The sequence below is a fragment of the Flavobacterium pectinovorum genome (assembly GCF_006438875.1).
Taxonomy (GTDB): Bacteria; Bacteroidota; Bacteroidia; order Flavobacteriales; family Flavobacteriaceae; genus Flavobacterium; species Flavobacterium pectinovorum_A.
In genome coordinates this window covers 245654-268968 of the sequence record NZ_RCZH01000008.1, presented here as the reverse complement: position 1 = coordinate 268968, position 23315 = coordinate 245654, and the positions used below count along the sequence as shown (strand labels likewise).

Genomic DNA, 23315 nt, shown 5'->3' with positions numbered 1-23315 from the left:
TTCCTATGGAACTGCTAAAAAAAAACCATTGCTTGTTTTGTTATTCCTGACAAAAGCTTTGCGACTGAAGTTTCAGGATTATTCTAATGAGATTGAAAATACGCATATTCAGAAGTTCCTTAGGAACGACATGTTTATAGAATAAAAAAATCCCATCAGCCGAAGCGAATGGGATTTTATATGTTTAGAAGTTTAAAACTATCTAAGTGTATTATTTTGAATCAAATCGATATATAAGTTGATCTTATCTTTCAATTCTTTTCTAGGCGTGATAAAGTCAAGGAAACCGTGCTCTAATAAGAACTCAGCAGTCTGGAAACCTTCCGGTAAATCTTTACCGGTTGTGTCACGAACAACACGAGGACCAGCAAAACCAATCAAAGCTCCTGGCTCAGAAATATTAATATCTCCTAACATTGCATATGATGCAGTTGTTCCTCCGGTAGTTGGATCAGTACAAAGCGAAATGTATGGTAATTTAGCTTCAGCTAACTGAGCTAATTTTACAGATGTTTTAGCTAATTGCATTAACGAATAAGCTGCTTCCATCATACGAGCTCCACCAGATTTAGAGATCATTACAAAAGGCAATTTGTTTTTGATCGCGTGATTAATACCTCTGGCAATTTTTTCTCCAACAACCGCTCCCATTGATCCACCAATAAAGGCAAAATCCATACAGCAAATTACAAGTTCTTTTCCTTTAGATTTTCCCACTCCGGTACGCACAGCGTCTTTAAGGTGAGTTTTCTCCATTACATCTTTCAATCTTTCTGCATATTTTTTTGTATCAACAAAATGCAAAGGATCTTTCGATGTCATGTTTTTATCTAATTCAACAAATTCGTTGTTGTCGAACAAAATTTCAAAATAGGTTGCGCTTCCAATTCGAACGTGAAAATCATCTTCAGGACTAACAAATAAGTTTCTGGCTAATTCGTCAGCGTCAATAATTTTTCCAGTAGGAGATTTGTACCACAATCCTTTCGGAACGTCCATCTTATCTTCAGTAGCAGTCGTAATCCCTTTTTCGTGTCTTTTAAACCAAGCCATTTGTCTAGTATTCAGTGTTCAGTAATCCGTGTTCAGTAATCCGCTTTATAATAATCAGTTTTTAAGTATTCAGCATTTGAGCACTGAATACTTAAAACTTAAAACTGAATACTTTTTATAGTGTATTTACGTTATTCAAGTCTGCAAAAGCTTGCTCAAGTCTTGTATTGAATGTCACTTCGCTTTCACGTACCCATCTTCTTGGGTCATAATATTTTTTGTTAGGAACATCAGCACCTTCTGGGTTACCAATTTGAGATTTTAAATAGTCAATGTTTTTAACCATATAATCACGAATTCCTTCTGTGTATGCAAATTGTAAATCTGTATCAATGTTCATTTTGATAACTCCGTAGCTAATTCCTTCTCTGATTTCTTCAAGTGTAGAACCTGAACCTCCGTGGAAAACGAAATCTACCGGGTTATGACCAGTTTTGAATTTGTTTTGAACGAAATCCTGAGAGTTTTTTAAGATTTTTGGAGTTAATTTTACGTTTCCTGGTTTGTAAACACCGTGAACGTTTCCAAAAGCAGCTGCAATTGTAAATTTAGGACTTACTTTAGATAATTCCTCATAAGCATAAGCTACTTCTTCTGGTTGAGTATATAATTTTGAGCTATCAACATCAGAGTTGTCAACACCATCTTCTTCACCACCTGTAATACCAAGCTCGATTTCTAATGTCATTCCCATTTTGCTCATTCTAGCCAAGTATTCTTTACAGATCTCGATGTTTTCTTCGATTGGCTCCTCAGACAAATCGATCATATGAGAACTGAATAATGGTTTTCCTGTTTCTGCAAAATGTTTTTCAGAAGCATCTAATAAACCATCAATCCAAGGTAATAATTTTTTTGCACAGTGGTCAGTATGTAAAATTACAGTAGCTCCGTAAGCTTCTGCTAATGCATGAATATGTTTTGCTCCAGCGATTCCACCAGCGATTGCTGATTTTTCGCCTGCATTTGATAATCCTTTTCCAGCGTTAAATTGTGCTCCTCCGTTTGAAAATTGAATGATAACTGGCGCATTAAGTTTTGCTGCAGTCTCAAGAACTCCATTGATTGTGCTTGACCCGGTAACGTTTACTGCAGGTAATGCAAATCCTTTTTCTTTCGCATAATTAAAAATCTCCTGAACTTGATCTCCTGTAGCTACTCCCGGTTTAATATTGTGTGCCATTGTAAATTTTTTTATAGTTGTTTTTAGTTTTTAGGTTGCAAAAATAAGAATTAATTAGCATTAGAAAGGATAATTTATTCCAAAATTTAAAACAGAGTGCCCAAAATTGTATTCTTTAAACCAACGATCTCCTTTGTCATGTGCTGGATTATAAGTCTTAAAGCCCAAATCTAAACGAATAACAAAAAAGCTTAAATCGTATCGTAAACCGAATCCTGTTCCCAAAGCAATTTCAGCTAAATCGTTTAAGTTGTCGAATTTTGCTTTCTCATCAACCACATTATCGAGCACATTCCAGATATTTCCGGCGTCTGCAAAGATGGCGCCTTTAACATCGCCAAGAATTTTAAAGCGAAGTTCAGCACTCATTGCAATCTTCATATTTGCCTCGTTAAAGTCATTTACAGCATTTGTACTTCCCGGACCTAAAGCATAGGGTTGCCATGCACGGTTATCATTTGAGCCTCCGGCATAATAACTTCGCGAAAACGGAATGTAATTGGAGTTTCCAAATGGAATCGCTATACCAAAAAAGCTTCTTACGGCCAGTACTTTTTCTTTTCCAAAATCCCAGTGTTTAATATAATCGAATTCTGTTTTTATATATTCTGAATAAGCCAAGTTGAATATTTCGTAGTTGCCATTTGCATTCTTAGGTAAGTTTGCAATATTAGAAATAGCAGTTAATAAAGTACCTGCAGATTCTATTTTGGTTTTAAATTGATAAAAAGTATTATCAGCAAGGTCTTTTTTAGTAGTTTTTGTAAACGTGTAGCTTGTCGCCAGAATAAAATCATTTTCGGTCAGACGAACTCTTCTTTCTTCAATGCTTTCTACATTTTTATAGTCAGGATCTCCAGGTCTCAATACAGTCTGATCAGTTAGTACTTGTCTGGTGAATTTATTTGCTCCATCAGGAATAGTTAGATTTCCGTTGTCATCAACGTTTTCTGGAACGGTGTTATATTGATTGGCAATACCATTTAATTCATTATAAGAAGAAGTATAAACATTGAAATAGTTATTCGGATTTAAGTTTCGCACAAACTGCGCATTAAGCAATTCAAGTTTTGCGGTATTGTTTCTTTTTGGAGACCAATTGTAGGCAATTCCTCCTGTGAAATTTTCTTTATCTAAACCAATGTTCCTTTGCTTCGAAAAACCTGCAGAAACACTCGTTGACGGAATCATCCTTTTCGGAATAATTTTCTCCGTTCCAAAAGGCATCAGGATTCTTGGAAAGTTCAGTTTTAAATCAACACCATATTCAGATACATTGAAGAAATTATTATTTGGATTCGCCATATCTTTTGATGAACCAAGGTTTAAACGTGTAGAAATCTCCAGCGTTTCGGCTCTGTTGAATACGTTTCGAATAGTTTCAGAAATACTCGCTCCAATACCAAAATCCTGAATATTAGAGTGCGTCACGTCAAAAGTGGCACCAAAGCTGTATTTTTTTCTTGGTGTCAGATAAACATTCGCAATTAAGGATTGTGCCGTTGAATCGCGTTTGTCAACTTCATATTGAATCGAAGGATAATTGAAGATTTTCAGGTTATTTAAATATCTTGACGAAAGAGTCGTTCTCGTGTCAGAGAAAGTACTTCCTTTATTGATAAAAACAGCATCTGTAATAGCGCGCGGTTTGTATTTTAGTTTTTTGTAACTGTATAAATTGAAATTGTTGTACGTTGTACTATCCGTAATTTTCTTTTTGGCATTTGCAGCTGAGTAATCCGTATAAATGTTTACATCGCTAATCTTATACAATTTAAAAGGTTCCGTTCTGCTTGAATCCCTTTCCTGAATATTATTGTTGTTGACAATTAAAGTTACATCGGCTTTATTTTTTTTGCCAATAGTGTCAATGTCAAAAGTAACATAAGTGGGTTGAAAATAATAAGCACCGTGATTTCTAAAATAAGTAGTTACACGATTTTTTTCATCTTCAAAATCAGAAGTTTTATATTGATTTCCTGATTTTATAAGAGGTGCTTCCGGATTGGTTTTGTATAATGAGTCTAATGCCGGAGTCATTATATTGGTTTTGATTGTATCCAGAATGTAAGCAGGGCCAGTAGTAATATTGTAATTTATTTTGGCTTTTTTTCGTGCAACACTATCTATAGTATAATCGGTAGAAACATTAAAAAAACCGTTATTGAAATAATAAAATTTCAGGCGCAACAATGATTTTTTTGTTTTTGCTGTGTCAATGATAACAGGAGGTTCACCAGTACTTTTTAAGAATTCATGAATACCTTTGTAAAGAAATGATTGTCCCAGACGATCTACTTGTTTTGCTGATAATATTTTAGATTGACGTTCGTAAAGTCCTGGATGATTTTTGAATTTTGCCTGATAAGTGGAGTCTGGATTTAAGTTGGCTAAATTGTATAAATTAAGACGTAATTTAAAACCCAATAATGTACCGTTTGGTTTTTGATACATTTGATTTGCGGCAATTTCATCATTTGTATTCTTTCCGTTTACAACAATATTGTTTTTCACAAGAAGATTTTTTCCATTGGGAACTCTTTTTACGGCATTACAAGCGCAAATAAATATTGCAATTAGGATAAATGCTATTATTTTTGTGGAATTCTTTTTCAAGTGTTCTTAAATATTTAATTCAAAAGTACATTATTTTATGGTTAGTAAAAACCAAATAAAGCTTATCTCAAGTTTACATCAAAAAAAGCAACGTTTTGCAAATCAATTATTTTTTGCCGAAGGAGTAAAAGTAATTCAAGAATTGTTGCAATCCAATTTTGAATTAGAGCATTTATACACCACTCTAAATGATTTTGAAGCAGTTCAGCCTTCAAAACGCACACTTATAAATGAGCAGGAACTTAAAAAAATAAGTGCCCTGACAACTCCAAATTCTTGCTTAGCAGTCTTCAAAATTCCTGCCGAAAACAAAGTAATCGATTCAGGTTTGATCGTGGCTTTAGACGATATTCGTGATCCTGGAAATTTAGGCACGATTTTACGCCTTTGCGATTGGTTTGGAATCAAACAAATTGTTTGTTCGAAAGAAACTGTTGATATCTACAATCCTAAAGTTGTGCAAGCTACAATGGGTTCAATTGCCAGAGTAAACGTAAATTATGTCGATCTCAAAACTTTTATCAATCAAACGAATTTGCCGGTTTTTGGGACATTTATGGACGGGGAAAATATTTATCAATCAAATTTACCTCAAAACGGAATTATTGTTATGGGCAACGAAGCCAATGGTATTTCAGCAGAGATTGAAAATATAGTTACAAGCCGACTCACAATTCCGAGATTTGGTGACCTGCAAAAAACTGAAAGTTTAAATGTGGCTACCGCAACGGCAATTATTCTTAGTGAGTTTAAACGAAATAGTTAGGTTTTTGTTTTAATGAAAAGTAAAATTAATTAAAATTGCTCGCGATTTCATAGAATCAATATTTCCTGTCCAAGGGCTTGGTCCGTTTGCGGGATTATCACGAATTAATTCATCAGTAATACCAAACATACCTCTGATAGAAGGAGAGAAAATAAAGTATTCAGAGAAAAAGTCAATTCCAAAACCTAGTTCATAAGCAGCGGTCCATTGTTTTACTCTGAATTTACCTTCAAAATTATCATCTTTGGATTTTGCGTTGCTTGATAAGTTTAATGTACTCGACAATCCGCCAACTAAGTAAGGGCGAATGTTTCCGGTTCTTAAAGAAGAAAATTTCAATAATAAAGGAAAATGGATGTAAGTACTATTTACTTCTCTCATATAAAAAGATTCCGTGACACCAGGTGTATGCGGATAATATAAATCACGTTTTGTGTAATACAAACCCGGTTCAAATCGCAAATTGATATATTCCTGCAATCTTAAGTCAGCGACAACACCAACATTGAATCCAGTAGTTTTTTTGACCTGAATGTCATCCGGTACCGGAATTTTATAATCAATTTTAAAATCGAAGCTGTTGAATCCTAAATAATAACCAAAATACAGGCGTTGTTTTTGCCAGTTTTCAAGGTTAATAATAGGGTCTTTACTAAACATGCTTTTAGCAAATTGCGAATATCCTTTTGAGGATAATAAGACTAATAAAATTAAGATTACAGTTTTTTTCATACTATTTTTTAGACGCAGAATAAATGGTTGCAACACCAAAAGTTTGAGGTAAAGCTACAACATCTATAAACCCAATTTTTCTCAAAATATTGTTTAACTTTTCTCCATAAGGAAAAGCAGCAGCAGATTCAGATAAATAACCGTAAGCAGAATTGTCTTTAGAAAACAGTTTTCCTATAATTGGAAGTATGTTTTTACTGTAAAAAGTATATCCTTGCTTGTATGGTGTTTTATCCGGTACAGATGTTTCCAGAATTACAAAAACGCCATTTGGTTTTAAAACTCTTAAGATTTCAGAAAAACCTTTTTCCAGATTTTCAAAATTTCGAACCCCAAAACCAACAGTTATAGCGTCAAAATAATTGTCTTCAAAAGGTATGTTTTCAGAATCTCCTAAAACTAAATCAATAACATTGGATAGTTTTTTTTCTTCCACTTTCTTTTTTCCCACTTCAAGCATTCCTGCTGAGATATCCAGGCCAATTATTTTTTCGGCATTAGTTTGCGACATCAAAATGGCTAAGTCACCAGTTCCTGTTGCAATATCAAGAATGATTTTTGGTTTTGTATCCGAAACTATTTTTAATACTTTTTTACGCCATTTAACATCGATTCCAAATGAAATTACGCGATTCAAATTGTCGTAGTTCCCAGAAATGTTGTCAAACATTTGGGCAACCTGCTCTTTCTTGCCTAAAGAAGAGTCTTTATATGGAGTTATTTTTTCAGACATTTTTTTTATTTAGGCAAATATAAACAATCTAGGTTAACTGTAATTGAGTTTTTTTATTTGTAAATCAAATGTTTTTAAGAACGATTTTTCATTCTTAATCATAAACTTATTTCGGCATCACCAAAAGTGGGTATTTTGAAAAAATCACCTAAAGTGGGTATTGTGGGACATGTATTTAATGGCCACATTTGCTAAAGTAAAAATGATAAAAATTTAATGATTGGTAGTTATAAAATGACTCAAATCAAATGAATGCTTTTTTTGCACTGGCAGTTCATTTGTTCTTGAAAGTAGTTTTGAAAGTATTGTTCTTGGGGCCAATACTCTTTTAAAAGTGCGAAATACGTTCTTAGGATTAAATTTGTTTTTGGAAATTTTAATTTTCTTGCCTTTAATATCTTAGTGGTATTTGTTATTAAAGGCTCTTTGAGATTTGTTCTCAATTTTAACAGTAATGTTATTCAGTTTGTTCAGGTGTTCTTTATGAATGCTTGTAATTTTGCCAAAACTAATTTCTTGAGCGAGTCAAATCTAGAAATCAATCGTTTTTAAAAAACATCCTTCAAAAGAGGGTGTTTTTTTATTTCCGGATGTAAGTTTCGTAAGTATAATCATAAAGATGTTTCTCATCTTTAAAGTTTTCTTCAGTTTCTACAAGCTGCCATTCGCTTTCGTTAATTTTAGGAAAAAAAGTATCTGCTTCAAAAGTGTGATGTACTTTTGTTATTTCTATAATATCAGCATAAGGTAATCCCAGATTATAAATCTCACCTCCGCCAATAATATATGAATCTTCGTTTTCAGGACATGCGGCAATTGCTTTTTCGATACTATCGACAACAATACAGCCTTCCGGATGATAATTTGTTTGACGTGTAATTATTACGTGAACTCGATTTGGTAATGGTTTTGGAAAACTTTCAAAAGTTTTTCTTCCCATAATAATGTGATGATTGGTCGTAAGTGATTTGAATCTTTTAAAATCATTTGGTAAGTGCCAAACCAATTCATTGTTTTTTCCAAGGGCATTATTTTCGGCAACAGCCGCTATCATTATAATCATGATCTGCTAAAACTAAATTTTATTTTCCGTATCCTCATTTATTCTGGATTCTAATTGACTGATTCTTTTTTGCTGTAAAGCAACAAGTCTGTCAATTTGCTCTCTTTCCCATTTTTTATTCATAAATCTGTCTGTAATGTAAACTTTTATAAAGTGTAGAATAAAGACAAAAAACCATATTGTTATGGCCCAAATGCACCAATTTTGATTGGTAGTGCTACTTGCGCCAAAGCCAAAAAATCTGTTGGCGATAAATAAAAATAAACCTCCTAGTAGAAAAAGCACAAAATGAAAATAAAGCACCTTCTTTTGCCTAAGTCTTCTTCTGGCATATTCGTATTGTTCGTGTACTTCTTTTTCCATGTGATGTAAAATGAGATTATAAAGTTAAAATTTATTTTGAAAAGACAATATTTTGAATGCAGATTATTTGTTTTAAAATGAGTTACGAATTCGGAATGTAAAATTTATCAAGGTTTAAATTATTGATATGATTTAAAAAATAGTACGTTTTTGATATTATCGCAAATCGGTTGTGAAGGTATCAAAAGTTCGTTTGATTTGTTTAATTTAGTGTATGAATCTAAAAACTAAATAGTTATGTCTTTAAAGAAACAATTTATTAAAACGAAACCGGTAGTAAAAGTTACATTTTCAATAGATGCTAAAGACGCAAGTTCGGCAGCAGTTGTTGGAGATTTTAACAACTGGAATGTTGAAGAAGGAACTTTAAGCAAGTTAAAAAACGGAACTTTTAAAGCTACTTATGACTTAGTGAAAGATGCAATTTACGAGTTTAAATACGTAATTGACGGAAGTTACATTAATGATCCTGAGGCGGATTCTTATAAATGGAATGATTTTGCCGGAAGTGAGAATAGTGTTTTGGTAGTCTGAAAAAGATATAAAAAAATCCGCTTAAAATTTAAGCAGATTTTTTTATAATTTATACAGCAACACTTCCCTTTATTCCCGCATGCGGTTCGTAATCTAAAAGTGTAAAGTCATTATAATCAAAATCAAAAATGTTTTTAATCTCGGGATTCAAAATCATTTTAGGTAATGGTTTTGGCTCACGGGTTAATTGCAATTCTAATTGTTCAAAATGATTGTTGTAAATATGCGCGTCTCCAAAAGTGTGAATAAACTCACCATATTCTAAATCGCAAACTTGAGCAATCATCATGGTTAGTAATGCATACGAAGCAATATTAAAAGGAACTCCTAAAAATATATCAGCACTTCGTTGGTACAATTGGCAAGATAATTTGCCTTTTGTTTCGCCTTTTTCAATGTCGGGACTCGTAACATAAAATTGAAAAAAAGCGTGACAAGGAGGCAATGCTGCCTTATTGTTTGCTACGTTTTCTTCAAATGATTTTTTTGTATCCGGTAAAACTGATGGATTCCATGCAGAAACCAACATTCTGCGGCTGTTAGGGTTTGTTTTTAGTTCGGTAATTAATTCAGAAATCTGATCAATTTCTTCGCTATTCCAATTTCTCCATTGATGTCCGTAAACGGGACCAAGATCTCCATTAGAATCTGCCCAGGCATCCCAGATTTTCACTCCGTTTTCCTGAAGATATTTAATATTAGTATCGCCTTTTAAAAACCAAAGCAATTCGTAAATAATAGATTTTAAGTGTAATTTTTTGGTGGTAACCATTGGAAAACCTTCACTTAAATCAAAACGCATCTGGTAACCAAAAACACTTTTGGTTCCCGTCCCTGTTCTATCTCCTTTTTGACAACCGTTTTCTAAAACATGTTGTACTAAATCTAAGTATTGTTTCATTGTTGGTTTATTCGTTTAATTGTTTAATCGTGAATTTGTTTAATCGATTGAACGAATAAACGGTTTAGCGATTAACCATTAAATTTATCTTTTCGAAATTTCGTCTCTAATTTTAGCCGCTTTTTCATAATCTTCCTGAGAAACAGCCTGGTCTAAAAGTTCATTTAGTTCCTGTAAACTATGCTTGGCATAAACATCTCCTGATTGATTGGTTTCTTCTTCATGTCCAAAAGTATCAGGATTAGAAAGCACATCATCAATTTCCTGAGCCCCCTGATCGGCATCTGCAGTATTTGATTTTAGATAAATTCCGGCTTTGTCAAGAATGTTTTTATAAGTAAAAATTGGAGCGTTGAAACGTAATGCCAATGCAATAGCATCAGAAGTTCTGGCATCGATAATTTCTTCGATTTTATCTCTCTCGCAGATTAAACTGGAGTAAAAAACACCGTCAACAAGTTTGTGAATAATCACTTGTTTTACGACAATATCAAACCTTTCTGCAAAGTTCTTGAACAAATCGTGTGTTAACGGGCGAGGAGGTTTAATTTCTTTTTCTAAGGCAATAGCAATTGATTGTGCTTCAAAAGCGCCAATGACTATAGGTAATTTTCTTTCGCCATCAACTTCATTCAAAATTAAGGCATAAGCGCCATTTTGAGTTTGACTGTATGAAATTCCTTTTATGGATAATTTTACTAGACTCATATATGTGGGTAAAAAAGGGGCAATTAATGCCTCATTTTAATACTTTTTTTGATTGAAAAATAAAGGTGCAATTTTAATCAAAAAATATGGAACAAAAAAGCCACCTAAAGCAAAGATACGATTATCTTATTTTTAGGCAGCTATATTTTTATAGAGAATTTCTAAATTAAGAATGTTGAGCTTTGAAAGCTTTTAATTTCTCAATTAATTTAGGTACAATTTCAAACGCGTCTCCAACAACACCATAATCAGCAACTTTAAAGAAAGGAGCTTCCGGATCATTATTGATAACTACTTTTACTTTTGAAGAGTTGATACCGGCAATATGCTGAATAGCACCAGAAATTCCGATTGCAATGTATAAGTTTGTAGCAACAGGTTTTCCTGTTTGTCCAACGTGCTCACTGTGAGGTCTCCATCCTAAATCAGAAACAGGTTTAGAACAAGCAGTTGCAGCGCCTAATACAGAAGCTAACTCTTCGATCATTCCCCAGTTTTCCGGACCTTTCAATCCACGTCCGCCAGAAACTACAATATCAGCATCAGCAATAGATACTTTTCCGCTCACTTTTTCTACAGATTCTACTTTTACGCCAAAGTCATTGTCTCCAATAGTTGGGTTAAAGTCTTCTGTAGTTGCGGATCCTGTACTTTCGAAGATTCCGTAAGAGTTTTTAGCCAAGCCAAGAACTTTTACATCTGTACTAATTTCAGTAATATTGAAAGCTTTGTTTGAGAAAGCATTTCTTTTTACCTGAAAAGGAGAAGTGCTAAGAGGTAATCCAACAACATTTGAAGCAAAACCAGCATTTAAAGCCACTGCAACTAATGATGAAAGATAAATACTGTCTGTAGTAGAAGAAAGTAAAACTACTTTTGTTCCTTCTTTTTCAGCAGCTTGTTTAATAACGTCGGCGTAAGCCTTTGCTGTAAAACCTGCTAATTTATCATTTGTTACTTTTAATACTTTATCAACTCCGTATTTAGATAACTCACTAACATCACTGATGTTTACGGTCAAAGCCGTAACGGTAGTTCCTAGTGTTTCAGCTACTTTTTTAGCGTAAGAAGCTAATTCAAAAGCAACTTTTTTAAATTTTCCTTCTGCAGATTCTGCATATATTAATATTGACATAATAATTTTAGATTTTAGATTTTAGATTTCAGATTTTTAAAATTGAAATTTAAAATGATTATTGATTTTAGATTTTGAAGTGAATCAAATGTTGAATTGTAGATTTTCGTATTGCATTCAGCAATCTAAAATCTAAACTCTACAATCTTAAATCACCTTAGCTTCGTTGTGTAATAAATTGATTAACTCATCTAAATTATCAGGAGAAACTAATTTCACTGCTGATTTTGGAGCTGGTTTTTCAAATTTCACTGCTTTTGTATTTACAGGAGCGTCAACTGGCTCAAGAATAGTAAGTGCTTTTGTTCTTGCAGTCATGATTCCTCTCATGTTCGGGATACGAAGATCTTTTTCTTCAACAAGACCTTTTTGCCCACCAATGATTAATGGTAAAGTAGTGCTAACAGTTTCTTTTCCACCATCAATTTCACGAACAGCTTTTACATTGTTTCCGTCAACGGTTACAGATGTACAAGAGTTTAAAAAGTTAGAACCTAAAATTCCAGCGATCATTCCGGGAACCATTCCACCATTATAATCTAAAGATTCTTTTCCGGCAATTACTAAGTCGTAACCACCATTTTTAATTACTTCGGCAAGTTGTTTTGCAACAAAAAAACCGTCAGTTGGGTTTGCATTTACGCGGATAGCTTCGTTTGCACCAATGGCAAGTGCTTTACGTAAAGTTGGTTCTGTATCAGGACCTCCAACGTTTACTACAGTTACAGTAGCACCTTGTTGTTCCTGAAACCAAATTGCACGTGTCAAACCAAACTCGTCATTAGGATTAATTACATATTGTACACCATTGGTATCGAATTCTGAATCACCATTGGAGAAGTTAATTTTTGAAGTAGTATCAGGCACATGGCTGATGCAAACTAATATTTTCATAAGTATATATTTTATATTTATAATATTCTTTTACAAATTTAGAAATTAAAATCGGAATAATATACTATGCGTGCATAATATTTTTTAAAAACTATTACGTTTTCGCAGATTCTGAAATTTAGAAGTAGTTTTATTGTGATTGAAAAGAGATAATGCATTCAATTCTGTTGATTGTTAGTAATTTTGCAAAGTGGTGACCTTGAACAAGTGTTAAACTTTGGGTGAATTTATACTACTTTTTAAATCGTTACGTTTTAAAGAAAGATTTTTGAAAAGTCAGAATTAAACAAATTGGTTTGAGTTTGTCTGAAAAATGTTTTAGGAAGGAAACAATAACATTTACATCGATTTCGTAAATAGTGTAATAATTTTTAAAAAGTTAAAACCGTAAGGCGGGAGGAAGTTCATGTGATTTTAAATCCAATTTATGCTTTTAAGTTATTTAAAATATTTATTTTTGCTCTTCAGAAAATTCAACATACAATATAAATATGAGAACAATACAATTTAGAGAGGCCATTTGTGAAGCGATGAGCGAAGAAATGCGTCACGATGAATCCATATATTTAATGGGCGAAGAAGTTGCAGAATATAATGGAGCTTACAAAGCTTCAAAAGGAATGCTTGCTGAGTTTGGCGAAAAAAGAGTAATTGATACTCCAATTGCTGAGCTTGGTTTTACAGGAATTGCAGTAGGATCAGCTATGAATGGTTGTCGTCCTATTGTTGAGTATATGACATTCAACTTCTGTTTAGTAGGTATTGATCAAATTATAAATAATGCTGCTAAAATGCGTCAAATGACAGGCGGACAATTTAATGTGCCTATCGTTTTTCGTGGACCAACTGCTTCTGCAGGACAATTAGGAGCTACTCACTCACAGGCTTTAGAAAACTGGTTTGCTAACACTCCGGGTCTTAAAGTTATTGTGCCTTCAACTCCTTATGATGCAAAAGGACTTTTAAAATCTGCAATTCGTGATAATGATCCTGTAATTTTTATGGAATCTGAGCAAATGTATGGTGATAAAGGTGAAGTGCCGGACGGAGAATATACAATTCCAATAGGAGTTGCTGATATTAAACGTGAAGGAACAGATGTAACTATCGTTTCTTTTGGTAAAATCATTAAAGAAGCTTTTATCGCTGCTGATGAATTAGCTAAAGAAGGAATTTCATGTGAAATTATCGATTTAAGAACAGTTCGTCCAATGGATAAAGATACCATTCTTAAGTCTGTTAAAAAGACAAACCGTTTAGTAATCTTAGAAGAAGCCTGGCCATTTGCAAGTGTTTCATCTGAAATTACCTATATCGTTCAGGAACAAGCTTTTGATTTCCTTGATGCACCAATTCAACGTATTACAACAGCAGATACTCCTGCACCTTATTCTCCAGTATTATTAAAAGACTGGTTACCAAATGCAGGTGATGTAGTAAAAGCAGTTAAAAAAGTATTATACAAATAATACACATTTAAAATACTCACAAAACTTCATCATTCATAGTTAATTGATGAAGTTTTTTTTTTGCCCAGACAATGAAAAGAATAATTTTACTCAGCCTATTTTTTGTATTTGCGCTTGCAAATATTGCTACTGCACAAACGAAAGTGAGTGGAATTGTTTTGGATAAATCGAATCAGCCAGTTCCTTTTGCAAATGTTGTTTTTAAAGGATCAAATACAGGAATAGTTTCTAATGAAGATGGTCGGTTTTATCTGGAATCACCAGTTACCTATACCGCTTTATTAGTCACTTCTGCAGGATTTTCAGATAGAGAAGTGCCTTTGGAGAAAGCTGTAAATTATGATTTTAAAATTGTTTTAAGCGAAGCCGAAGTACTTAATGAAGTGGTAATTTATACCGGAAAAACTTCTAAAAAGAATAATCCGGCATTGGATATCCTGAGAAAAATTTGGGAACGAAAACGTAAAAACGGTTTGTACCAATTCAATCAATATCAGATGCAAAAGTACGAGAAAGTCGAGTTTGATATGAACACGATCGATAGTGCTTTTATGAAGAATAAACTCTTCAAAGGAATGGAATTTGTTTTTGCGCATGTTGATACATCAGATGTTACAGGAAAAACATATTTACCAATTTTCATCAATGAATCCGTTTATGATGTTTATGGAGATAATAAATTAAAGAAAGTAAAAGAGAACATAACGGGAAATAAAATGTCAGGTTTCAATGGAAATCAACAGATTTTATCATTCGTAAAAGATCTTTATTCAGACTATAATATTTACGACAATCATCTTAAGTTTTTTGATAAAAGTTTTACAAGCCCACTTTCAAAAACGGGAATTGATGTCTATAACTATGTGCTGAAAGACAGTGCATATATTGATAAAAAATGGTGTTACAATATTGTATTTTATCCAAGACGTAAAAATGAATTAACCTTTAAAGGAGATTTTTGGGTGAATGACACCACTTTTGCGATCAAGAAAATTAATATGGGTGTTACTAAAAGTGCCAATATTAACTGGGTAAAAGATATTTATATCGAGCAGGAATTTGAAGTACAAAATGATTCTGTCTTTCTATTAACCCGTGATTATATGATGTCTGATTTTGCTTTAAATAAAAAAGAAAAATCAAAAGGAGTTTACGGAAAAAGAACCACTTTATTTCGAAATCACCAATTCAATATTCAAAAGCCTGAGAAATTTTATAAAGAAGAAGTCAATTATATAGACAACGCTGTTTATGATCGACCGCCTGAATTTTGGGAGGAAAATCGTTTTGAAAAATTAAATAAAGATGAAGCCGGTATTTATAAAATGCTGGATACATTGCAAACCGTCAAAAGATTCAAGCAGCTTTATAGCCTCGTCTCTATATTAGGAAGTGGGTACGTCGAGTTTAAAAACTTTGATTTCGGACCAATTTTTTCAACATTTGGTTATAACGAAGTCGAAGGTTTGCGAATACGTGCAGGAGGAAGAACCTATTTTGGACCAAATGATCCTTGGCGTATTCAGGCATATACCGCTTATGGTTTTGACGATAATAAATTCAAATATGGAGTTTCCGGAAAATGGATGGTCGATAAGAAAAATCGAGTTATTATCTCCGGAGGAAACAGGCGCGATATAGAACAAATAGGTGCCAGTTTAACCACAACAAACGATATTTTAGGACGAAGTTTTGCTTCTTCGGCATTGTTTACAACGGGAAGTAACGGAAAATTAACCAATATTAATTTGAGTAATGTTTCTGTTGAAATGGAAGTTAAAAAGAACTTCGTAGTTCAGGCAGGGGTTTCCTATCGAACATTAGAATCGGCTTCACCAACTTTTAGTTTAGATTATTATACCACTTTACCAACAGCAGCAAATCCTGCCGGTGTTGTTGCAAGTGCAGTAAAACAATCAGAAGCAAATATTCAGTTTGAGTATATGCCAAATCGTAAAACTATTGGTTTTGGAGTAGAGAGAAGTCTCGTAGACAGTCCTTTCAGTCATTTCTTTGTTAACTTTAGTTATGGTTTAAAAGGGGTTTTGAACAGTGATTTCGCTTACGAAAAAATACAGATCTTTTACAAACAGCCTATTATTATTGGACCGTTAGGAAGATCAAATATAATTTTGGAAACCGGTAAAACCTTTGGAACAATTCCGTTAGGATTAATGAGTGTAATTCCCGGAAATCAGACTTACTTTACTATTGAAAATACATTCAGCAACTTGAATTTCTACGAATTCATAACAGATCAGTACACTACTTTGCAATGGAATCATGATTTTGGAGGAAGATTATTCGCCAGAATTCCATTTATGAGAAAACTAAACTGGAGAGAATTTGTTGGGGTAAAAGGAGTTTACGGAACCATTTCTAATGCCAACAGAGCTATAAATGCTTCAGATCAGCCCTATAATGCACCCGAAAATGTATATTGGGAATACAACGCCGGAATCGGAAATATTTTCAAAGTATTCCGTATCGATTTCTCCTGGAGAGGAAGTTATCTAAACGATCCGGGAGCTAATAAATTTGCAGTAAAAGGATCTTTTGGGTTCTATTTCTAATAAGTTAAAAGTTATTGTCACAAAGACGCCAAGTCGCTAAGTTTTATTTCTTGCAGCTTGGCGTTTTTGTTTATAGTAAAAGATACTTTGGATTATTTCACGCAGATTTTGCAGATTTAAGCTGATATACGCAGATTCTATAGTTTCATTTAAAGAAAAAATCTGCTTAAATCTGCAAAATCTGCGTGCAAAAAAACTTTACGACTTGGCGTCTCTTTTTTTAGCACTGTATAATTTCACGCAGATTTCACAGATTTAAGCAGATTAATGCAGATTTTTTTAATACAGTTTGAAGAAAAAAATCTGCTTAATCTGCAAAATCTGCGTGAAAACAAAACTTTGCGCCTCTGCGACTTTGCGAGATTTTTTATTTAATTTTAGAAGCTATTCCCGCTATCCGTTCCAATCTTTTATTTTTTAAAGAAAAAAACAAAAGGATTTCCACTGCAAACGAAGTTCACTGAACTCCGATTAAAATGAAAATTAAGTGAAGTAATCGGGGCTAAAAAAAAACATGTTATGCAAGAAGCCATCGATTTTCTATCAGCCAAAAATTCAATATTTCTGGAAATTATCGAAAAGTATGGGTTGCCGCCAATCCCGAGACGTCCGCAAGGTTTTGAGACTTTAGTATTATTAATACTCGAGCAACAAGTTTCTATAGATTCGGCGAAAGCCACATTTTTAAAAATCAAAGCCTATACAACTTGTAATCCAGAAACCTTGTCCGTTTTATCCGACGAAGAATTTCGCGCTTTAGGAGTAAGCCGTCAAAAAACAAAATACATCAAAATTCTTTCAGAAGCCGTTTTGAATAAAGAATTGGATATTGAAAGTCTGGCAGCAAAATCGGCAAAACAAGTTCGGGAAGAACTCATAAAGTTAAAAGGAATCGGAAATTGGACGATCGATATTTACCTCATGTTTTGTCTTCAGGAGCCGGATTTGATACCATTAGGAGACATTGCAGTCATAAATACGATCAAAGAATTGCTTGATATTCATGACAAACAAGAAATGGAAATTCATGCTCAGCAATGGAGTCCGTATCGTTCTTATGCTACATATTTACTTTGGCATTATTACTTAAATAAGCGAAACAGAAAAATTACATATTAACTGTCTGTTATTTAAAAGAAAAGTGCGTAGATTAATGCAGTTTTTTATTGTAAAAAAGGATTCTTTAGTTACTTTTGCAATCGAATTTATAGAAAAAATAAAAAACGAAATGACCGCAGACAAACTAACGACTTTCGATGTATTAATCGAAATACCAAGAGGAAGCAGAAATAAATACGAGTACGATTTTGAAATCAAAAGAATGCGTTTCGACAGAATGTTATTCTCTTCAATGATGTACCCAGCTGATTACGGATTTATTCCGGAAACTTTAGCTCTTGATGGTGATCCTCTTGATGTATTGGTTTTGATAAACGAACCAACTTTTCCTGGATGTGTTATAGAAGTAAAACCAATTGGAGTTTTCCATATGGCAGATGATAAAGGACCAGACGAAAAAATTATTTGTGTACCGGTTTCAGATCCAATCTGGAATTCGTTAAATGACCTTTCAGATATTAACGGACACTTATTGAAAGAAATTGAGCATTTCTTCCAGGTTTACAAAGATCTTGAAAACAAACAAGTAGATGTTGAAGGTTGGGGAGACGTAAACGAAGCTTTTACAATTATTGCTGAGTGTACTAAGCGTTTTAACGATATCGAAAACAAACCAGAAGGATTATTTAGTATTAAATAATTTTTGCATTCATATTTTATAAAAAAAGCAATATTCCGTTAGGAGTATTGCTTTTTTGTTTAAATTCGTTTTAGTTAGTTTATTGACTATTAACCAAAAACCGTTAAAATATTATGAATGCATTTATGATTTACTTGCCAATTGTTATGGCAATTATAGGATTACTTTTCATGGGAATAAAAAGGACTTGGGTTTTAAAACAAGATGCCGGTGATGGTAAAATGAAAGAGATTTCAGATCACATTTACGAAGGCGCCCTTGCATTTTTAAAAGCAGAATATCGATTGTTGACTTTTTTCGTAATTGGTGCCAGTTTAGTATTAGCAGGACTTTCTTTTCTAGTTCCTACCACACATATATTAATAGTTGTAGCGTTTATTTTTGGCGCATTCTTCTCGGCCTTAGCCGGAAATATGGGAATGAAAATAGCCACTAAAACGAATGTTAGAACCACTCAGGCTGCGCGTACAAGTTTGCCACAAGCCTTAAAGGTTTCTTTTGGTGGTGGAACCGTAATGGGATTAGGTGTTGCAGGTCTGGCAGTTCTAGGTTTAACAGGATTCTTTATTGTTTTCTTTCAAATATTCATGAACGGGGTTTGGACTTCATCTGAAGATATGACTAAAGTTTTAGAGACATTAGCCGGATTTTCTCTTGGGGCAGAATCAATTGCTTTGTTTGCCAGAGTTGGCGGCGGAATCTATACAAAAGCTGCTGACGTTGGAGCCGATTTAGTTGGTAAAGTAGAAGCTGGAATTCCGGAAGATGATCCTCGTAATCCTGCTACAATTGCAGATAATGTTGGAGATAATGTTGGTGACGTTGCCGGAATGGGAGCAGATTTATTTGGTTCTTATGTAGCAACTGTTTTGGCTGCAATGGTTTTAGGGAACTACGTGATCAAAGATATGGGCGGAAACATTCAGGATGCTTTTGGAGGAATAGGCCCAATTTTACTTCCAATGGCAATTGCAGGTTTCGGAATTTTATTTTCGATTATCGGAACAACATTGGTAAAAATATCAGATGATAATGCCAAAGAAGCACAAGTACAAAAAGCTTTAAATATAGGAAACTGGGTTTCGATTGTTTTAACAGCAATTGCCTGTTTCTTTTTAGTACGATATATGTTGCCGGAAACCATGCAAATGAGCTTTTTTGGTGAAGGATCTAAAGATATCTCATCAATGCGTGTTTTCTATGCTACTTTAGTTGGATTAGTAGTGGGTGGAGCTATTTCATCAGTTACAGAATATTATACGGGATTAGGTACAAAACCAGTTATGGCAATTGTACAAAAATCATCAACAGGAGCAGGAACAAATGTAATTGCAGGTTTGGCAACAGGCATGATTTCTACGTTTCCAACAGTATTATTGTTCGCAGCAGCAATCTGGATTTCCTATGCATTAGCAGGATTTTATGGAGTGGCGCTGGCTGCTTCAGCAATGATGGCAACTACCGCAATGCAATTGGCAATTGATGCTTTCGGACCAATTTCTGATAACGCAGGTGGAATCGCCGAAATGAGCGAGTTACCAAAAGAAGTTCGTACCAGAACAGATATTTTAGATTCAGTTGGAAATACAACTGCTGCAACCGGAAAAGGTTTTGCAATTGCTTCGGCAGCTTTAACTTCTCTAGCTTTATTTGCTGCCTATGTAACTTTTACAGGAATTGACGGAATTAATATCTTCAAAGCACCAGTTTTAGCCATGTTATTTGTGGGTGGAATGATTCCGGTAGTTTTCTCGGCTCTGGCTATGAATTCTGTTGGAAAAGCAGCGATGGATATGGTTTATGAAGTACGTCGTCAGTTTAAGGAAATTCCGGGAATCATGGAAGGAACCGGAAAACCGGAGTACGGAAAATGTGTTGAGATTTCAACAAAAGCCGCTTTACGCGAAATGATGTTGCCAGGAATCTTAACCATTGGTTTCCCAATTGCAATTGTACTATTAGGGAAATTAGTTTATGGTGATAACAACCAATTAATTGCTGAAATGTTAGGAGGATATATGGCTGGAGTTACAGTTTCAGGTGTGCTTTGGGCAGTGTTCCAAAACAATGCCGGAGGAGCTTGGGACAATGCTAAAAAATCTTTTGAGGCAGGAGTTTTAATCAACGGCGAAATGACGTATAAAGGTTCTGATGCACACAAAGCTGCCGTAACCGGAGATACAGTTGGAGATCCTTTTAAAGATACTTCTGGACCATCAATGAACATCTTAATCAAACTAACTTGTTTAATTGGTTTAGTAATTGCGCCTATTTTAGGAGAAGGACACTCTGCAGGTATGGCAGAAAAAGGTTCATGTTGTGTGAAAACAGAAATGCATGCCGGAGGTGTTTCCAAATGCGGGGATATGTCAGGAATGACCAAAGAAGAATGTGCTAAAATGTGCAAAGAAAAAGGATGTACAGCCGAAGAAACAGCAAAATGTTTAGCTCATTATGACGCAAACGGAAAATATGTGCATCAAAAAACAGATTGTTTCGATACAACGAAATATAGTAAAAACAGACTTGAGGTGAATTTATCTACTGTAAATGGCGTTACGGTGGGAACTGTAACGAAAACAGAAAACGGTAAAACAACTACTGAAGTTTATGAAGGTACAGAAGCTGAAGTAAAAGCTAAAATTGAAGCAGCGAAATAATTTACTTTCCTAACAGGTTTTTAAAACCTGTTAGGTTTGGTTATAACAAAAAATAAGTAAAAAGATATACCTAACAGGTTTTAAAAACCTGTTAGGAAAAGTCAATAGCAATAAAAATGCTTCTAAATTTTTAGAGGCATTTTTTATTTAACTAAAGCATATTCTTTAATTAAAGTTGAGGCTGGAATATGTAGTTTTTCGTTTAAAACTCTAATTTGAGTAATTGTTAAGGCTCTTTTTCGTTTAAAAATTTCTGAGACTCTGGAGCGGCTATTTAAAATAATTCCTAATTCGGCATCAGTAATTCCATTTTGTTCCATCATAAATTTGATAGCTTCGATAGGATCAGGCTCTGGAATTGGATAATGTATTTGCTCGTACTTTTCGATAAGTGTTACTAAGATATCTAACTCGTGAGATTCCTTTGTATTGGGTTTTGCATCAAAAAGGATGTTTACTCTTTCTAAAGCTAAATCATAATCTTGTTCTGTTTTTATAGATGATATCTTCATTTTGCAATTTTTATTATATTTATAAGGATAAATTAAAAGAAGTAAAAATAAGAAATAATTTACAAAAAAACTTTGACAAAGCTTTTATATACAAAAATTGCCTCTAAAATTTAGAGGCAATTTGTTATTCGTGTAATTTCGTGAAATTCGTGTTTCTAAAACAATCCGTTTAATTCCGCATCAATTCTATTAATGATGTTTCCTAAATCTTCTGGATTATCCACAAAATTGATATTATCTACATCAATAATCAATAATTTTCCTTTAGTATAAGTTTGTACCCAGGCTTCGTATCTTTCGTTCAAACGACTTAAATAATCGATCGAAATAGAGTTTTCGTATTCACGTCCGCGTTTGTGGATTTGTCCAACAAGGTTAGGAATAGAACTTCTTAAATAAATCAATAAATCAGGCGCTTTTACCAAGGATTCCATCAATTCAAATAATGAAGTATAATTTTCAAAATCACGGCTTGTCATTAATCCCATTGAATATAAGTTGGGAGCAAAAATGTAAGCATCTTCATAAATCGTTCTATCCTGAATGATTTTTTTTCCGCTTTCGCGAATTTGCAACACCTGACGGAATCTGCTATTCAAGAAATAAATCTGCAAATTAAATGACCAACGCTCCATTTGATGGTAGAAATCGTCTAAGTAAGGATTATCAACTACATCTTCATAATGAGGTTCCCATTTAAAGTGTTTCGCCAATAATTTAGTTAAAGTTGTTTTTCCTGCGCCTATATTTCCTGCTATTGCTATGTGCATTACGGTATTACGATTTTATAATTTGTGATTTCTTTAGATGTAAAAATAGATAAAATTTGGTCTTTGTAACAGAATTTGGCAAACGATTTTTCTAAAATATCAATTTCATAAACTACATCCGAATTTGGCTTACTAATATCTTTAAAATACAACAAATTAGCTTTACTGAAAATATATTGTTGAGGACTGATTATTTCAATTTTGTCAAAATCGGCTATTTTTCCTAAAGCAGTTGTTTTTCCAAAAATATCGCAGGAAAAGAAGTTGTTTTTTTTATCTATCCAATAAAAAGTATTAAAATCGGTTTGATAATATTTTATAGCTTCCGTTAATGGAGTAGAAACCGTTTTGTATTCATTTTTGAGATAGTCAAAAAGACTAATTTGTTGGTTTAAGGCATTATAAATCCATAACTGATTTTGCGTCGACATTCCAATTGCACTTACAACAATTGGGACGTTATTTAATGAAAAATTGATTTCTGTAATTTTATTTAGTTGATTGTCTAATAAAACTACACTATTAAAATCTTCGTAAAACAGGACTAATTTCAGTGGATTTTGCAAGTCGACTTTTGTGATTTTTCCTAAGGATACATTTTTGTATTCAAAAATCTCTTTTCCTTTGATTTTACTAAAAACATTGTTTTTTATCTGATAAGAATATCCAAAGGAATCATAGCCTAAAAATTCGTCAACATCAATTGTAAAATTAGAAATTGAGGTAGCTTTTATTTTTTGACTTTGCGAAAAAACAACTGAGAATGAGCCGGTAAGAAAAAGTAGAAATAAAAATTTACGCACCGTTTTGCTCATAAGATTTGGTTTTCTAAAAGAGCCAAATTACAAAAAACAACAGTAAGAATTACTTAAACAGGAGAGATTTAGTAGA

The 23315-nt window shown here is 33.5% G+C and carries 21 protein-coding genes; 7 read left to right on the top strand and 14 right to left on the bottom strand.

What is annotated here, in order from left to right:
- Positions 1–198: 198 nt before the first annotated feature.
- The 3 genes from accD to EAH81_RS14040 form a co-directional block, all read right to left on the bottom strand.
- The gene (gene accD / locus EAH81_RS14050) at positions 199–1053 is read right to left on the bottom strand and encodes an acetyl-CoA carboxylase, carboxyltransferase subunit beta (protein WP_140508104.1); all 855 of its coding nucleotides are present in this window, start codon (positions 1051–1053) and stop codon (positions 199–201) included.
- Positions 1054–1168: 115 nt separating this feature from the next.
- On the bottom strand, positions 1169–2236 hold the full coding sequence (fbaA, locus tag EAH81_RS14045; protein WP_140508101.1) for a class II fructose-bisphosphate aldolase: 1068 nt from the start codon (positions 2234–2236) through the stop codon (positions 1169–1171).
- Between the two features lie 60 nt (positions 2237–2296).
- Entirely contained in the window at positions 2297–4852 is a 2556-nt protein-coding gene (locus EAH81_RS14040) for a BamA/TamA family outer membrane protein (protein WP_140508099.1), read from the bottom strand.
- Between the two features lie 37 nt (positions 4853–4889).
- Here EAH81_RS14040 and EAH81_RS14035 point away from each other — a divergent pair, with 37 nt between their 5' ends.
- Positions 4890–5618, top strand: a complete 729-nt coding sequence (locus tag EAH81_RS14035) for a TrmH family RNA methyltransferase (RefSeq protein ID WP_140508097.1) — start codon at positions 4890–4892, stop codon at positions 5616–5618.
- A gap of 9 nt (positions 5619–5627) precedes the next feature.
- Here EAH81_RS14035 and EAH81_RS14030 read toward each other — a convergent pair whose 3' ends face one another.
- The 4 genes from EAH81_RS14030 to EAH81_RS14015 all read right to left on the bottom strand — a co-directional run bounded on the left by EAH81_RS14030 (position 5628) and on the right by EAH81_RS14015 (position 8509).
- A complete protein-coding gene (locus tag EAH81_RS14030; RefSeq protein WP_140508095.1) occupies positions 5628–6350 on the bottom strand; it encodes a porin family protein in 723 nt (240 codons plus the stop codon).
- A 1-nt stretch (position 6351) separates the two neighbouring features.
- A complete protein-coding gene (ubiE, locus tag EAH81_RS14025; RefSeq protein WP_140508093.1) occupies positions 6352–7083 on the bottom strand; it encodes a bifunctional demethylmenaquinone methyltransferase/2-methoxy-6-polyprenyl-1,4-benzoquinol methylase UbiE in 732 nt (243 codons plus the stop codon).
- Positions 7084–7663: 580 nt separating this feature from the next.
- Positions 7664–8146 carry a dihydrofolate reductase gene (locus EAH81_RS14020; RefSeq protein ID WP_140508090.1) on the bottom strand — a complete coding sequence of 161 codons (483 nt, stop codon included), beginning with the start codon at positions 8144–8146 and terminating at the stop codon, positions 7664–7666.
- A gap of 12 nt (positions 8147–8158) precedes the next feature.
- Complete coding sequence (locus tag EAH81_RS14015; protein ID WP_140508088.1) at positions 8159–8509, bottom strand: 2TM domain-containing protein; 351 nt, start codon at positions 8507–8509, stop codon at positions 8159–8161.
- A gap of 237 nt (positions 8510–8746) precedes the next feature.
- Here EAH81_RS14015 and EAH81_RS14010 point away from each other — a divergent pair, with 237 nt between their 5' ends.
- Entirely contained in the window at positions 8747–9043 is a 297-nt protein-coding gene (locus tag EAH81_RS14010; protein ID WP_140508086.1) for an isoamylase early set domain-containing protein, read from the top strand.
- 49 nt (positions 9044–9092) lie between these two features.
- Here EAH81_RS14010 and EAH81_RS14005 read toward each other — a convergent pair whose 3' ends face one another.
- The 4 genes from EAH81_RS14005 to EAH81_RS13990 form a co-directional block, all read right to left on the bottom strand.
- Positions 9093–9944: a thymidylate synthase gene (locus EAH81_RS14005; protein WP_140508083.1), complete on the bottom strand. Its 852-nt coding sequence runs from the start codon at positions 9942–9944 to the stop codon at positions 9093–9095.
- Between the two features lie 84 nt (positions 9945–10028).
- Entirely contained in the window at positions 10029–10652 is a 624-nt protein-coding gene (locus tag EAH81_RS14000; RefSeq protein ID WP_140508081.1) for a bifunctional nuclease family protein, read from the bottom strand.
- Between the two features lie 166 nt (positions 10653–10818).
- Entirely contained in the window at positions 10819–11787 is a 969-nt protein-coding gene (locus tag EAH81_RS13995) for an electron transfer flavoprotein subunit alpha/FixB family protein (RefSeq protein WP_140508078.1), read from the bottom strand.
- Between the two features lie 147 nt (positions 11788–11934).
- Entirely contained in the window at positions 11935–12681 is a 747-nt protein-coding gene (locus EAH81_RS13990; RefSeq protein WP_140508076.1) for an electron transfer flavoprotein subunit beta/FixA family protein, read from the bottom strand.
- A 491-nt stretch (positions 12682–13172) separates the two neighbouring features.
- Here EAH81_RS13990 and EAH81_RS13985 point away from each other — a divergent pair, with 491 nt between their 5' ends.
- The 5 genes from EAH81_RS13985 to EAH81_RS13965 all read left to right on the top strand — a co-directional run bounded on the left by EAH81_RS13985 (position 13173) and on the right by EAH81_RS13965 (position 21142).
- On the top strand, positions 13173–14150 hold the full coding sequence (locus EAH81_RS13985) for a pyruvate dehydrogenase complex E1 component subunit beta (protein WP_140508074.1): 978 nt from the start codon (positions 13173–13175) through the stop codon (positions 14148–14150).
- A gap of 71 nt (positions 14151–14221) precedes the next feature.
- Positions 14222–16723 (top strand): DUF5686 and carboxypeptidase-like regulatory domain-containing protein, encoded by a 2502-nt coding sequence (locus tag EAH81_RS13980; protein WP_140508071.1) that lies wholly within the window; start codon positions 14222–14224, stop codon positions 16721–16723.
- Positions 16724–17242: 519 nt separating this feature from the next.
- The gene (locus EAH81_RS13975; RefSeq protein WP_140508069.1) at positions 17243–17842 is read left to right on the top strand and encodes a DNA-3-methyladenine glycosylase family protein; all 600 of its coding nucleotides are present in this window, start codon (positions 17243–17245) and stop codon (positions 17840–17842) included.
- Positions 17843–17951: 109 nt separating this feature from the next.
- Positions 17952–18482 carry an inorganic diphosphatase gene (locus tag EAH81_RS13970; protein WP_089354464.1) on the top strand — a complete coding sequence of 177 codons (531 nt, stop codon included), beginning with the start codon at positions 17952–17954 and terminating at the stop codon, positions 18480–18482.
- A gap of 113 nt (positions 18483–18595) precedes the next feature.
- Positions 18596–21142 (top strand): sodium-translocating pyrophosphatase, encoded by a 2547-nt coding sequence (locus EAH81_RS13965; RefSeq protein WP_140508067.1) that lies wholly within the window; start codon positions 18596–18598, stop codon positions 21140–21142.
- A gap of 143 nt (positions 21143–21285) precedes the next feature.
- On the opposite strand, the gene EAH81_RS13960 is transcribed toward EAH81_RS13965, so the two are convergent.
- The 3 genes from EAH81_RS13960 to EAH81_RS13950 all read right to left on the bottom strand — a co-directional run bounded on the left by EAH81_RS13960 (position 21286) and on the right by EAH81_RS13950 (position 23239).
- Positions 21286–21654 carry a type II toxin-antitoxin system HigA family antitoxin gene (locus tag EAH81_RS13960; RefSeq protein WP_140508065.1) on the bottom strand — a complete coding sequence of 123 codons (369 nt, stop codon included), beginning with the start codon at positions 21652–21654 and terminating at the stop codon, positions 21286–21288.
- Between the two features lie 155 nt (positions 21655–21809).
- A complete protein-coding gene (locus EAH81_RS13955; RefSeq protein WP_029271825.1) occupies positions 21810–22424 on the bottom strand; it encodes a deoxynucleoside kinase in 615 nt (204 codons plus the stop codon).
- Positions 22424–23239 (bottom strand): hypothetical protein, encoded by an 816-nt coding sequence (locus tag EAH81_RS13950; protein WP_140508062.1) that lies wholly within the window; start codon positions 23237–23239, stop codon positions 22424–22426. Before EAH81_RS13950 ends, EAH81_RS13955 begins: the two co-directional genes overlap by 1 nt.
- Between the last annotated feature and the right edge of the window lie 76 nt (positions 23240–23315).